The sequence below is a fragment of the Streptomyces sp. NPDC059008 genome (genome assembly GCF_042749045.1).
Lineage (GTDB): Bacteria > Actinomycetota > Actinomycetes > Streptomycetales > Streptomycetaceae > Streptomyces.
The window spans coordinates 74,005-86,334 of record NZ_JBHYJC010000032.1 but is presented as its reverse complement, the minus strand read 5'-3'; the positions used below and the strand labels follow the sequence as shown (position 1 = coordinate 86,334).

Genomic DNA, 12,330 nt, shown 5'->3' with positions numbered 1-12,330 from the left:
ACCGACCGCTCTTTCCACCCACCCACGGGAGGGGACAGACCGTAGGACGGAGTCCGTAGGGCTGTCACCGCACCCGACAAACAACCGCCCGCCGCAGGCGAAACGGCGAGCAACCAGCATGGTGCGGCAGAATCCGGCCCATGAACGAGATCACGTTTCGACTCGCACGCGCCGGGGCCGATCTGGCCGTCCTGGTCTCCTTGTACGACGCCGCCGCTCGCTGGATGCAGGAGTCGGGGATCGACCAGTGGAAGCCCGGTGGGAAGGACGAGGCGCACTTCCGGCAGCGTATGGCGGACGGCGAGGTCTGGCTCGCGGAGGCCGGCGGGGGGATAGCGGGCGCCTTCGAGCTGTGGTGGAGCGACGAGCCCGCGTGGGGGCCGCGGCCGCCGGAGGCGGGTTATGTGCACCGGCTGATGGTGGACCGCGGACGGGCGCCGGCCGGGACCGGGCGGGCGATGCTGGCGCACGGCGAGCGACGGATCGCGGAGGCGGGGCGGCAGTGGGCGCGGCTGGACTGCGTCTCGTCCAATCCGCGGCTGCGGACGTACTACGAGGCCGCGGGGTACACGGTGGTCGGCGAGCAGTCGTCCAAGAAGGACAACGGCGGCGGGAGTCCGTACGCCGTCACCCTCCTGGAGAAGCGGTTGGCCGGCTGAGCCGGGCCACCCGGCGCCGCTACCGGGCGTTCCTCGGGTGCTGACGCGCCGCGCGTTCGTTGCCCCGCCGGTAGTTGCCCGTCCATCGGGCCATCACCAACTGGGCGTCGCCGGAGGTCACTTCCCGCAGGAACTGCTCGGCCCGGCCGCCCCGCAACACCGCTGCCCGCCGTCCGTGGTGGCGTACCACCACGGATCCGTCTCCCAGCTCGTCGTACACAAAACCCCGTGCGTCGCCCGGCACTCGCCGACACCCCCTGATCGCCCTCTATGGTCGACGCCCATCGTGGCGCCTCGGCCGTCGTACCGCGATCCGTTTTCGCCGGGCTCGGCTGCGGACCCTAGCCCTGCGTGAAGACCGCGACGGTGCGGGCGGGGACGGTGAAGGTGCCCGAGGCGGGGGCGTAGGAGGCGGTGGCGGTGGTGCGGTCCGCGCCGTGGGCCTGGACGGGGTGCAGGGCGTAGGGCCGGCCGGCGAGCGCGGGGAGGGTCTGGTGCTGCTGGTGGGGGGTGGCGTTGAAGACGATCACCAGGTCGGCGAGGCGCATGGTGATGACGCCGGGGGTCTCGTCCTTTCCGGAGAGCGGGAAGGACAGTGCCTTCTGGACCGCCGCCGTGGTGGGCAGGCCGAAGGCCGGTTCGGTGGCGTGGATGCGGAGCAGGTCGCGGTAGGCCGCGGAGGCGCCGGTGATCTCGGCGCAGCCGGGGCGGAGCGCGGGATCGGCCAGCAGGGACCTGGCGTAGGGCCACTTGTCCTTGTTGTCGGCGGCCGGGGGCAGTCCGCGGCCGAAGCCGTTGCCGTCGGCGCAGTTCCAGTGCAGGGCGTTGAACCAGTCGCCGCTGTTGAAGGAGTTGCGGTCCAGGGACTTGGAGCGCAGGAGGTCCGAACCGGCCTGGGAGAGGGCCGGACCCTGCGAAAGGGTTGCGGTGGCCAGCGCGAGGACTTGCAGGCGGGCGCGGTCGGCGGCGCCGGTCGCCGGCGGCAGTTTGTAGGCCAGCGCGTCGTAGAGGGTCTCGTTGTCGTGCGCGTCGGCGTAGGCGAGGGCGTCGCCCGGGTCGGCCGCGTAGCCGGCCGGGGCGCCGTTGTAGTCGATCTGGGAGCCCTTGACGCGGCGGCCGGCGGTGTCGGTGAAGGTGTAGTCGGCGAGGTTGCCGGTGAGGCCGACCTTGATGAGGTCCTGGTAGTGCAGGAGACGGGCCCGCTGGGCGGTCGGGTCTCCGTTGTCCGGGGAGGAGTTGGGGTCGGTGTACAGGCCCGAGGCGAAGCCCTGGACGCGGGGGTCGGCGTCGAAGGGGCCGCCGCCGCGCACCGCGTCGCGGGCCCGGTCGCTGAAGGTGGCGATGCCGGTGCCGGCCATGTTCCGCTGTGTGGCCTGGACGAACCGGGCGTCGTTCGCCGCCTCGCCGAAGTTCCAGCCCTCGCCGTAGAGGATGATCCGCTTGCCGTCGACGCCGTCCTTCGCCGGGGTCAGCGCGTCCAGCGCCTTGCGTACGGCGAGGATGTTGGCCTTGGGGTGGTGCCCCATGAGGTCGAAGCGGAAGCCGTCGATCTTGTACTGCCGGGCCCAGGTGACGACGGAGTCGACCACGAGCTTGCCCATCATGGTGTGCTCCGGTGCGGTGCCGGAGCAGCAGGTCGAGGTGGCCACGCCGCCGTCGTCGAGCAGCCGCTGGTAATAACCGGGGACGATGCGGTCCAGGACGGAGTGCGGGTCCTGGCCGCTCGCGGCGGTGTGGTTGTAGACGACGTCCATGACGGTGCGCAGTCCGGCGCCGTTCAGCCCCTGCACCATGCGGCGGAACTCGACGGTGCGGGCCGCCCCGTCCGGGTCCGAGGCGTACGACCCTTCGGGGACGGTGTAGTGCAGGGGGTCGTAGCCCCAGTTGTAGGCGTCGCGGGCGGCGGACCGGGCGAGGCACTCCTGCTGGCGGTCGGAGTCGGGGGCGTACGCGGTGAGGTCGCAGCCGGGACGGGCCTGGTCGGCACGCCGCTCGGGGACGGTCGCGCCGTCGAAGACCGGCAGCAGGTGGACGTAGGAGGTGCCGGCCGCGGCAAGGGACTTCAGATGGCGCATGCCGTCCGACCGCGCGTCGGTGAAGGCGAGGTACTGGCCGGGGTGGCGGGAGGTGCGGTCCTCGACGGAGAAGTCGCGCAGGTGCAACTCCTGGATGCGGGCCCGGCGCAGCGGCACCGCGGTGGGCTTGCGCAGCCCCGCCCACCCCTTCGGGGCGAGCTCGGGGTCAGCCAGGTCGACGACGAGGCTGCGGCCCGAATCGGCGGTCAGAGCGGTGGAGTAGGGGTCGGTGACCTTGTTGGTGACGGTCTTGCCGACGCTGGGCGCCCAGACGGTGACGAGGTAGCGGTAGGGCTTGCCGACCCAGTCGCGCTGCCCCTGGGCCCGCCAGACGCCGCTGTTGTCGTCGCGCCGCATCGGGACCGTGCGGCCGTCGAGTTCGAGGGAGACGGTGCGGGCGGTGGGCGCCCAGACGGCGAGGGTGGGGCGTCCGTGGTGGAAGACCGGTCCCAGAGCGGTGTGTTGGGCGCGGGCACCGTAGAGGTCGTCCAGGACGCCGGGTATCTGCACCCCGGTCGTGGCGCGCCGCCCGTCCGCCGTGCGCTGGGTGGCGACGAGCCGTCCGCGCAGCGCGGTACGGGCCCGGCCTTGGTCGCGGGGGTCGACGGTGAAGGCCGGATACCCCGTCAGATGGGGATGGGCGGCGCGCTCGGCCGGACTGAGCGTCCCGGGCGTCAGCCGGATGCGATGCTCGGCCGGGTCGCCCTCCCCCGCCCCGAACTCCAGCTGCGCGTCGGCGCGTTCGGCGCCCTTCCAGACCACGGTGTCGCGGTCGATCCACTGCGCCAGAGCCTGGTCCGTGCCGGACGGGGCCGCCTGGGCCGGTGGCTGCGGGGACGAGACGAGCAGGGCCGCCGCGCCGACGGTCAGAGCCAGGGCGGCGGCCAGGTGCCGGCCGGCCCGACGGGTGAGGGAGGACATGGCCCATGGTTCTATCCGCCCTGATTCCTTGTTGCAAGACCTTACGCAAGACATTGCAAGGGTGTTACGTTCCTGCAGTAACGGTCCGGCCGGCCGGAGGTCCACAGCTCAACGGGCCCTACGCGCCCGGCCGGTCGGACCGGCACCAAGGCTCACCCTCTCGCCCCTGCGTCCAGGTGGCGCATAGTCACCTACGCCCGCAAGACGGACGAATCACCCCGGCCCGTCCGGGGAATCCCCCCACCATGATCAACAACCCCGGGAACCACACCAGCAGCACACCGGACCACGACGACGCGACCCGCACCTACTACGACACCGCCGACGTCGACGCCTTCTACGACACCGTCTGGGGCGGCGAGGACATCCACATCGGCATCTACGCCGACGCGCACGAGGCGATCGCGGACGCCTCGCGCCGTACCGTCCAGCACGCCGCGGACAAGGCCGCCGACCTGCTCGGACCGCACGCCACCGTCCTCGACCTCGGCTCCGGATACGGCGGTTCCGCCCGTGCGCTGGCCGAACGCTTCGGCTGCCGCGTCGTCGCCCTCGACCTCAGCGAGGAGCACAACCGGCGCCACCGCGCGACCAACGCCCGGCGCGGCCTGGACGGCCTGATCGAGGTCGTCACCGGCTCCCTGGGCGACCTGCCTTACGAGGCGGAGCGCTTCGACGTCGTCTGGTCCCTGGAGGTCCTCAGCCACGTGCCCGACAAGCAAGGCGCGCTGACCGAGGCCGTCCGCGTACTGAAGCCGGGCGGCGCCCTGGTCTTCTCGGACATCATGACGGACGAGAAGACCCCGCCGGAGGCCGTACGCCCCGCGACCTCCCGCCTCTCCATGCCGACCCTGGGGACGCCGTCCCGGTATCTGGAGCTGCTGTCGGGCCTCGGCCTGAAGGCCACCTACGAGGACCGCACCGCCGACATCGCCACCCACTACGCGCGCCTCGACGAGGAGGTCCACCGGCGCGCGGCCGAACTGCGCGAGGTCATCAGCCCGGCCTACGTCGACGAGCTGCTGGCCAACCTCCCCCTCTGGACGGACATCACCCGTCGGAACCTGCTGCGCTGGGGCATCTTCCACGCCCGCCGCCCGGCCGCCTGAGCCGCACCGTCCGGCACCTCTCCTCACCGGTCCGGGAGATCCAGGTCCACCCGGACGATCTTGCCGACCGAGAGCCGGTCGAGCACGGTCCAGCAGGTGGCCAGCGCGGCGACGAGCACCAGACCACGGCCGGTCTCGGAGTCGGGCGCGGGCGGCACGAGCGAGCCGGGAGCCGGCGGCCGCCGCTCCGTACGGGTGTCGGCGACCTCGATCCGCAGGGTGCCCGGACGGGACGGGCCCGGCAGCCTCATGAGCCGCAGCTCGAAGTCCCGTCCGGGCACCCGTCCGTGGGTCGCCGCGTTCGCGGCGAGCTCCCCGACGATGACGGCCACGGTGTCCGAGACCTCCCCGCCGTACGGGAAGCCCCATACGTCGAGCTGCTGAACGGCCAGATGACGGGCGAGGCGCGCCCCACGCGGGGTGGCGCTGAAGCGCTGCGCGAACGTACCTGCGGTGACGGTGGCTTGGGCTGGCATGCGGCCAACGGTGCTGGTCAGCACGCTCGTACACCAGAAACTCCACTCGTACTTCGGAAACTGTACGAGCCGAGTACGTGGACGGATCGAGTAACGAGTCGTCACCATGGGTGACTTGCGGGGTCAGTACCAGTCACCTCGGGAGTCCCGACATGGAAGACAGCAGCACCGACCACTACGACGGCGGCAGGCCCGAGCCCTCCGGCAGTCTGCGGACCTTCGGCGCGGTCTATCAAGGCTTCCGCGAGAACGCGGGGTACACGCAGGAGGCCCTGGCGGCGGTGATCCGGTACTCGGTGCACTACATCGGCTCGGTCGAGCAGGGCAGGCGCCTTCCGTCGAGGAAGTTCATCGACCGGTCCGAGGAGGCCCTCGGCGCGAACGGAGTCCTGCGGAAGGCCGCCAAGCGGCTGTCGAAGCAGCCGGGGCTGGCCCGGTGGTTCCGCGAGTGGGCGGAGCTGGAGAAGCAGGCGATCAGCCTCTACACGTACGAGTGCCGACTCGTACCTGGGCTGTTACAGACGGAGGCGTATGCGCGGACTTTGTTCACGGAGCAGGTTCCGCATCTGGACGACGACCAGATCGAGGTCCAGTGGGCGGCACGTTCCGAGCGCCAACGGCTGCTGCGCGAACGGCCCAACACCGCGTTCCGGTTCATCCTGGAAGAGCAACTCTTCCTGCGCCGTACGGGTGGGGCGGATGTCACCAGGCAGGTCATCGACCACGTCCTCGAAATCTGCGAACTCCGGAACGTAGACATTCTGGTTATGCCGCTTGTGCAGGAGAAACATGCCGGTCTGGACGGGCCCATGCGGCTGCTGGAAACCCCTGACAACGAGTGGTTCGGCTACTGCGAAGGGCAGCGCGGTGGCCTGTTCGTTTCCGACCCGAAAGAGCTGAGCGTCCTCCAAATGCGGTATGCAAGACTGCTTTCGCAGGCTCTTACCCCCAATGACTCGCGGGGCCTGCTGAAGCAGATCCGAGGAGCGCTATGAGCAGCACCCCCGAACTGGCCTGGTTCAAAAGCACCTACAGCGGTGGCGACGGCGACGACTGCATAGAGATCGCTCTCGCTTGGCGCAAGTCCAGCTACAGCGGCGACTCAGGCGACGACTGCATAGAAATCGCCCCCTGCCCCACCACCATCCACATCCGCGACTCCAAGGACAAGAGCGGACCCCAGCTCAGCGTCCCAGCCCAGGCCTGGGCGGCGTTCGTGTCGTACGCCGCCCAGGAGGGCTAGCCGTCACCCCGGGGCCGGCCCCGTCGATCCCCGTACGACCAGCTCCGGCTGGAAGATGAACTCGGTGCGCCGGGCCGGGCTCTCCCGGCCCTGTGCGCGGTCGTGGATCTCCTCGATCAGGGCGCCCACGGCGGCGGTCGCCATCGCCTGCACCGGCTGGCGCACGGTGGTCAGCGGCGGGTCGGTGAAGGCGATCAGCTGGGAGTCGTCGAAGCCGACGACGGAGAGCTGGGCGGGCACGTCCAGGCCCCGGCGGCGGGCCGCGCGTACGGCGCCCAGCGCCATCAGGTCACTGCCGCAGACGATGCCGGTGCAGCCCTCGTCGAGGAGGGCCGCGGCCGCCGCGTCACCGCCCTCGACGCTGAACAGGGTGTGCTGGACGAACCGTTCGGCCTGCCCCCTCGACAGGCCGAACGACTCGCCCAGCGCCGCCACGAACCCCTCGGCCTTGCGGTGGGAGGGGACGTAGCGGACCGGGCCGACGGCCAGCCCGATCCGCTCGTGGCCCAGCTCGGCCAGGTGGCGTACCGCCATCCGGGCCGCCGCGCCGTCGTCGGGTGAGACGAACGGCGCGGCGATGTGCGGGTTGTAGCCGTTGATGAGGACGAACGGGACGCCCCGGGAGGCGAGGCGGGCGTAGCGGGCGGGGTCGGCACGGGTGTCGGCGTGCAGACCGGAGAGGAAGACGATGCCGGTGACGCCGCGTTCCTCCAGTTGCTCGACGAGTTCGTCCTCGGTGGCGCCGCCGGGCATCTGGGTGCACAGCACCGGCGTATAGCCGTGGCCGGCCAGGGACTGCTCGATGATCTGGGCGAAGGCCGGGAAGATCGGGTTGGTCAGCTCCGGGATGACCAGGCCGACCAGGCCCGCGCTGCGGCGGTGCAGCCGTAAGGGGCGCTCGTAGCCGAGGACGTCGAGCGCGGCGAGCACCCGGCGCCGGGTGCCCGCCGCCACCCCCGCCTTGCCGTTCAGCACGCGGCTGACGGTCGCCTCGCTGACCTCCGCCTGGGCGGCGATGTCGGCGAGCCGGGGGGTGGCGTGCTCGGGGGGCTGGGTCACTCCTCCCACCAGACGGTGGTGTCGGCGGGAAGGATGAAGTCGCCGTCCACCACGGGCAGTTGACCGGAGGAGAGGAGCGGGCGGCCGGGGGCGGGCAGCCGGGCCGGGGACCCGGTCGTGTTGGCCGTGCAGACCAGTCCGCCGGGGCGCCGGAAGGCCAGGACACCGTCGGGCGCGTCCAGCCATTCGACCGCGTCGCCCGCTCCGAGGCCGGGGTGGCTGTGCCTGAGGGACAGCGCGGTGCGGTAGAGCTCCAGGGTGGAGGCGGGGTCGCCGGTCTGCGCCTGGACGGTGAGCGGTGCCCAGTCGGCGGGCTGGGGCAGCCAGCTGCCGCCGTCGCCGAAGCCGTACGGCGCCGCCTGGCCGGACCAGGGCAGCGGCACCCGGCAGCCGTCGCGGAGGCCGTCCTGGCCGGTGGCGCGGAAGAAGGACGGGTCCTGGCGGACCTCGTCGGGCAGGTCGACGACCTCGGGCAGACCCAGCTCCTCGCCCTGGTAGACGTACGCGGAGCCGGGCAGCGCCAGCATCAGCAGGGTGGCCGCGCGGGCGCGGTCCAGGCCGCCGCCGAGGCGGGTGCGGTGGCGTACCACGTCGTGGTTGGACAGCACCCAGGTCGTGGGAGCGCCGACGGGGCGCATGGCGTCCAGGGAGGCGTCGATGGCCTCCCGCAGCTCCTTCGCGTCCCATGTGGTGTTGAGGTAGTGGAAGTTGAAGGCCTGGTGGAGCTCGTCGGGACGGAGGTAGAGCGCGGTGCGCTCGGCGGTGGGGGTCCAGGCCTCGGCGACGGCTATCCGCTCGCCCGCGTACTCGTCGAGGACGGTGCGCCAGGAGCGGTAGATGGCGTGCACGCCGTCCTGGTCGAAGAAGGGCAGGGACTGGGTGCCGAGCAGGGTGAGCTGGTCGGCGCGGCCCATGTCGGGCAGGCCGGGGGCCTTGACCAGGCCGTGGGCGACGTCCACCCGGAAGCCGTCGACGCCCAGGTCCAGCCAGAAGCGCAGGATGGAGCGGAACTCGTCCTGGACGGCGGGGTGGTCCCAGTTGAAGTCGGGCTGTTCGGGGGCGAAGAGGTGGAGGTACCACTCGCCGTCGGGGACCCGGGTCCAGGCCGGGCCGCCGAAGAGGGACTCCCAGTCGTTGGGCGGCTCCTCGCCGTTCTCGCCGCGGCCCTTGCGGAAGTGGAAGCGCTCGCGGGCCGTGGAGCCGGGGCCCTCGGCCAGTCCGCGGCGGAACCACTCGTGCTGGTCGGAGCAGTGGTTGGGGACGAGGTCGACGATGATGCGCAGGCCGAGGCGGTGGGCGTCGTCGATCACCGCCTGGGCGTCCGCGAGGGTGCCGAACATCGGGTCGATGGTGCGGTAGTCGGCGACGTCGTAGCCGGCGTCGGCCTGCGGCGAGGCGTAGAACGGGCTCAGCCAGACGGCGTCGACGCCCAGGTCCTTGAGGTAGGGCAGCCGACTGCGGATGCCCGCCAGGTCGCCCATGCCGTCGCCGTTGCCGTCGGCGAAGCTGCGCGGATAGACCTGGTAGATCACCGCGTCGCGCCACCAGCCGGTGGTGGCGGGGTCAGGAGTGACGTCGTGCTGTGGGGTCATGTCATCCCTTTGTGGTGCCGGCGGTCAGTCCGGCGACGAGGTGGCGCTGGGCGAAGGCGAAGACGAGCGCGGCCGGTACCGCGATGATCACGGCGGCGGCGGTCATCGAACCCCAGTCGTTGGTGTACTGGTTGACGAAGGTCTGCAGCCCGCCGGCGAGCGTGAGGTTCTCCTCGCCGGTCATGAAGGCGGAGGCGTAGGCGACCTCGGCCCAGGCGGTGACGAAGGTGTAGAAGCCGGTGACGGCGAGGCCGGGGCGGGCCAGCGGCAGGACGAGCCGCCAGAAGGTGCCGAACGGGTTGAGGCCGTCGACCCGGCCCGATTCGTCGATCTCCACCGGGATGGTGTCGAAGAAGCCCTTCATCATCCAGGCGCAGAACGGCACGGCGATGGTCAGGTAGGTGACGACCAGGCCGGCCGGCTGGTTGAGCAGGCCGAGGCTCGCCAGCAGGTTGTACAGCGGCACGATCAGGACCGCGACCGGGAACATCTGGGTGATCAGCAGCAGCCACATCAGCGGGCGCATCCCGGGGAAGCGGAAGCGGCTGACGGCGTAGCCGGTGGTGGCGGCGATGAACACGCCGAGGACGGTGGTCAGCCCGACGATCACCACCGAGTTGCCGAACCAGGTCAGGAACTGTGTGTCGGCCAGTACGTGGGTGTAGTTGGCGAGGGTGGGGTGGGATATGAGCCCGGTGGAGAAGGCGTCGTTGCGGGGTTTGAAGGAGGTGATCAGCAGCCAGAGGGGCGGGAAGACGGCCACGACGGCGGCGACGATCAGGCCCGCGTGCAGGCCGACCGAGGCCAGTGGGGTTCTCTTGTGACGCATGCTCACCACACCTCTCCCTGCTTGCGCAGCGCTCTGCGGTAGACGACCGCGACGGCCGAGAGCAGCAGCAGGATCAGTACGCCCCAGGTCGCGGACTCGGAGAAGTTGCGGGGGCTGTCGACGAAGGAGAGCCGGTAGGCGTAGGTCACCAGGATTTCGGTGGCGTCGCCGGGGCCGCCCCGGGTCAGCAGGAAGATCACCGGGAACATGTTGAAGGTCCAGATGGCGGAGAGCAGGATCACCGTGCTGCTGACGGCGCGCAGCCCGGGAAGGGTGATGTGGCGAAAGCGCTGCCAGGCGTTCGCGCCGTCCATCTCCGCGGCCTCGTACAGCTCGGCCGGGATGGACTGCAGGCCGCCGAGCAGGGCGACGAGCATGAAGGGGACGCCCAGCCAGACGTTGACGGCGATGACCGAGAGCTTGGCCCAGGTGGGGTCGTTGAGCCAGGGGACGGCGTCGATGCCGCCGCCGGCCAGCAGCTTGTTGAGGATGCCGTTCTTCTCGTTGTAGAGCATCCGCCAGGTGAAGACGGAGATGAACGCGGGGACGGCCCAGGGCAGGATCAGCGCGAGGCGGTAGAGGGTGCGGCCGCGCAGCGTGCGGTTGAGCATGTTCGCGAGCGTGAGGCCGATCAGGAAGGTGACGCCCACGCAGGCGACGGTCCACAGGGCGGTCCAGCCGAGGCGGTCCCAGAAGACGCCGTCGGAGAGCACCGCCCGGTAGTTGTCCAGGCCGGTGAACTTGTAGGTCGCGGGGATGTGGTTGACGCCGATGTTCCGCTCGACGTTGGCCTCATTGGCGTCGGTGAGCGACAGGAAGACGCCGCGCACCAGCGGATAGCCGATGATCACCCCGATGACGAGTAGCACCGGGGCGACCATCGTCCATGCGTACCAGTGAGTGCCGAGCGTCCGGCGCACCCGTACAGCAAGGGTCACTTGTAGTCCTTGAGCAGCTTCCGGTAGGCGTCGCCGGTCGCCTTGGCGGCCTGCTCGGGCGTGGCGGCGCCGGTGAGCACCTTGTTCATCTGGACCTTGATCGGCTCGAAGAGGGAGTTGCCCTCGGCGATCCAGGGGCGCTGGACGGCGCCGTCGACGGCCGGCTTGAAGAACTTGACCATTTCGTTGTTCTTGACGGCCGGTACGTCGTATACGGACTTGCGGGTCGGCAGCAGGCTGAGCTGCTCGGTGGTCTGCTGCTGGACCTTGGCCGAGCTCATGTACTTCACGAAGGCGTAGGAGGCCTGGAGGTTCTTGCTGCCGGCGTAGACCGAGAGGTTCCAGCCGCCCTGCGGGGAGCCCTGGGCGCTGCTGCCGCCGGGGACGGGGGCGACGCCGAGGTTGTCCTTGTCCTTGAAGGCCTTGCCGGCGCGGGCGCCCTCGATGTCCCAGGGGCCGTCGACGGCCATCGCGACGGTGCCGTCCTTGAGGGCCTTGAGCTGGTTCTCCTGGCCGTCGGTGGCATCGGTGACCGCGGCCTTGGAGTCCACCAGGCTCTTGAGGGTCTTGAAGGCCTTCACGCCGGCGCCGTCGTCGACCTTGACGGCCTTGTCGCGGGCGTCGACCAGGTCGCCGCCCTCGCCGTAGAGGTAGGGCAGGAACCAGTAGGGGTCGTCGCCGCGCAGGTAGAGGGCGGTGGCGCCGGTCTTGGACTTGATCTTCTTGGCGGCGCCGGCCAGCTCGTCGAAGGTCTTGGGCACCTCGACACCGGCGTCCTTGAGCAGCTTCTTGTTGTAGAAGAGGCCGAGGGTGTCGATGACCTGGGGTGCGGCGTAGGTCTTGCCCTTGAACTTGGTGGAGCCGAGGGCCTGGGGGAGGTAGTCGTCGGTCTTGTCGAGGGCGGGGGTGCCGTCGAGCGGGGCGAGGTAGCCGAGGTTGGCGAAGTCGGCGGTCCAGGCGACCTCGGTGCGCATCACGTCGGGGGCGCCGGAGTTGCCGCCGGCCGCGTTCTTGAACTTGGCGTTGGCATCGCCGAACGGGACGTTCACATACTTGACGTGGACCTTCGGGTGCTCCTTCTGGAAGCCCTCGGCAAGCTTGCGGTAGGTCGCCTTCTCGGCGTCGTTGGAGGTGTCCCAGAAGGTAACGGTTCCCGACAGTTCGCCCCCGCTGCTGCTGTTTTCGCCGTCACCTCCGCCACCGCATGCCGTTGCCGCCAGCGCCAGGCCCGCTACCAGCGCGCTGGCCGTGATGCCCCTTATGCCACGCCGCATGTGAACTCCTTAGGGAAATGCCTCAGATGGCGGTCAGGAACGTAACAGCGCTGCAAACAAATCGAAAGACCTTGCGGCAAATTGCTGCAAGATTGCTGGAAGGGATTGCAGCGGGATGCCCGGAACGGGACCCTTGAGGAGGTCGTGGCACGTCA

The 12,330-nt window shown here is 70.5% G+C and carries 12 protein-coding genes; 4 read left to right on the top strand and 8 right to left on the bottom strand.

The window, feature by feature from the left end; genetic code table 11:
* The first annotated feature begins 140 nt into the window (after positions 1-140).
* On the top strand, positions 141-659 hold the full coding sequence (locus ACFWZH_RS29105) for a GNAT family N-acetyltransferase (protein WP_384437603.1): 519 nt from the start codon (positions 141-143) through the stop codon (positions 657-659).
* Positions 660-678: 19 nt separating this feature from the next.
* Here the strand turns inward: ACFWZH_RS29105 and ACFWZH_RS29100 are convergent, their stop codons facing one another.
* A complete protein-coding gene (locus ACFWZH_RS29100; RefSeq protein WP_384437600.1) occupies positions 679-903 on the bottom strand; it encodes a hypothetical protein in 225 nt (74 codons plus the stop codon).
* Between the two features lie 97 nt (positions 904-1,000).
* Positions 1,001-3,655, bottom strand: a complete 2,655-nt coding sequence (pulA, locus tag ACFWZH_RS29095) for a pullulanase-type alpha-1,6-glucosidase (protein WP_384437597.1) — start codon at positions 3,653-3,655, stop codon at positions 1,001-1,003.
* Positions 3,656-3,900: 245 nt separating this feature from the next.
* Between pulA and ACFWZH_RS29090 the strand changes: the two genes are divergently transcribed.
* Positions 3,901-4,764 carry an SAM-dependent methyltransferase gene (locus ACFWZH_RS29090; RefSeq protein WP_384437594.1) on the top strand — a complete coding sequence of 288 codons (864 nt, stop codon included), beginning with the start codon at positions 3,901-3,903 and terminating at the stop codon, positions 4,762-4,764.
* A gap of 23 nt (positions 4,765-4,787) precedes the next feature.
* On the opposite strand, the gene ACFWZH_RS29085 is transcribed toward ACFWZH_RS29090, so the two are convergent.
* Positions 4,788-5,240, bottom strand: coding sequence for an ATP-binding protein (locus tag ACFWZH_RS29085; protein WP_384437591.1), 453 nt, complete (start codon positions 5,238-5,240; stop codon positions 4,788-4,790).
* Positions 5,241-5,392: 152 nt separating this feature from the next.
* Here ACFWZH_RS29085 and ACFWZH_RS29080 point away from each other — a divergent pair, with 152 nt between their 5' ends.
* Positions 5,393-6,235: a Scr1 family TA system antitoxin-like transcriptional regulator gene (locus ACFWZH_RS29080; RefSeq protein WP_384437588.1), complete on the top strand. Its 843-nt coding sequence runs from the start codon at positions 5,393-5,395 to the stop codon at positions 6,233-6,235.
* Positions 6,232-6,483 carry a DUF397 domain-containing protein gene (locus tag ACFWZH_RS29075; RefSeq protein ID WP_384437585.1) on the top strand — a complete coding sequence of 84 codons (252 nt, stop codon included), beginning with the start codon at positions 6,232-6,234 and terminating at the stop codon, positions 6,481-6,483. The genes ACFWZH_RS29080 and ACFWZH_RS29075 overlap by 4 nt, the downstream gene beginning before the upstream one ends.
* Before the next feature lie 3 nt (positions 6,484-6,486).
* Here ACFWZH_RS29075 and ACFWZH_RS29070 read toward each other — a convergent pair whose 3' ends face one another.
* From ACFWZH_RS29070 to ACFWZH_RS29050, 5 genes are read right to left on the bottom strand one after another with little or no spacing between them, the layout of a single operon-like run.
* On the bottom strand, positions 6,487-7,551 hold the full coding sequence (locus ACFWZH_RS29070) for a LacI family DNA-binding transcriptional regulator (protein ID WP_384437582.1): 1,065 nt from the start codon (positions 7,549-7,551) through the stop codon (positions 6,487-6,489).
* Entirely contained in the window at positions 7,539-9,134 is a 1,596-nt protein-coding gene (locus ACFWZH_RS29065) for a glycoside hydrolase family 13 protein (protein ID WP_384437579.1), read from the bottom strand. The genes ACFWZH_RS29070 and ACFWZH_RS29065 overlap by 13 nt, the downstream gene beginning before the upstream one ends.
* Position 9,135: 1 nt before the next feature.
* Positions 9,136-9,963 carry a sugar ABC transporter permease gene (locus ACFWZH_RS29060; protein WP_384437576.1) on the bottom strand — a complete coding sequence of 276 codons (828 nt, stop codon included), beginning with the start codon at positions 9,961-9,963 and terminating at the stop codon, positions 9,136-9,138.
* Between the two features lie 2 nt (positions 9,964-9,965).
* Positions 9,966-10,901, bottom strand: coding sequence for a carbohydrate ABC transporter permease (locus tag ACFWZH_RS29055; RefSeq protein WP_384437573.1), 936 nt, complete (start codon positions 10,899-10,901; stop codon positions 9,966-9,968).
* Entirely contained in the window at positions 10,898-12,175 is a 1,278-nt protein-coding gene (locus ACFWZH_RS29050; RefSeq protein WP_384437570.1) for an extracellular solute-binding protein, read from the bottom strand. The genes ACFWZH_RS29055 and ACFWZH_RS29050 overlap by 4 nt, the downstream gene beginning before the upstream one ends.
* Positions 12,176-12,330: the final 155 nt, after the last annotated feature.

Excerpts from the sequence above, each read along its gene's own strand:
- ACFWZH_RS29105 (WP_384437603.1), top strand. The coding sequence starts at position 141 with ATGAACGAGATCACGTTTCGACTCGCACGCGCCGGGGCCGATCTGGCC.
- pulA (WP_384437597.1), bottom strand. The coding sequence starts at position 3,655 with ATGTCCTCCCTCACCCGTCGGGCCGGCCGGCACCTGGCCGCCGCCCTG.
- ACFWZH_RS29090 (WP_384437594.1), top strand. The coding sequence starts at position 3,901 with ATGATCAACAACCCCGGGAACCACACCAGCAGCACACCGGACCACGAC.
- ACFWZH_RS29085 (WP_384437591.1), bottom strand. The coding sequence starts at position 5,240 with ATGCCAGCCCAAGCCACCGTCACCGCAGGTACGTTCGCGCAGCGCTTC.
- ACFWZH_RS29080 (WP_384437588.1), top strand. The coding sequence starts at position 5,393 with ATGGAAGACAGCAGCACCGACCACTACGACGGCGGCAGGCCCGAGCCC.
- ACFWZH_RS29075 (WP_384437585.1), top strand. The coding sequence starts at position 6,232 with ATGAGCAGCACCCCCGAACTGGCCTGGTTCAAAAGCACCTACAGCGGT.
- ACFWZH_RS29065 (WP_384437579.1), bottom strand. The coding sequence starts at position 9,134 with ATGACCCCACAGCACGACGTCACTCCTGACCCCGCCACCACCGGCTGG.
- ACFWZH_RS29060 (WP_384437576.1), bottom strand. The coding sequence starts at position 9,963 with ATGCGTCACAAGAGAACCCCACTGGCCTCGGTCGGCCTGCACGCGGGC.
- ACFWZH_RS29050 (WP_384437570.1), bottom strand. The coding sequence starts at position 12,175 with ATGCGGCGTGGCATAAGGGGCATCACGGCCAGCGCGCTGGTAGCGGGC.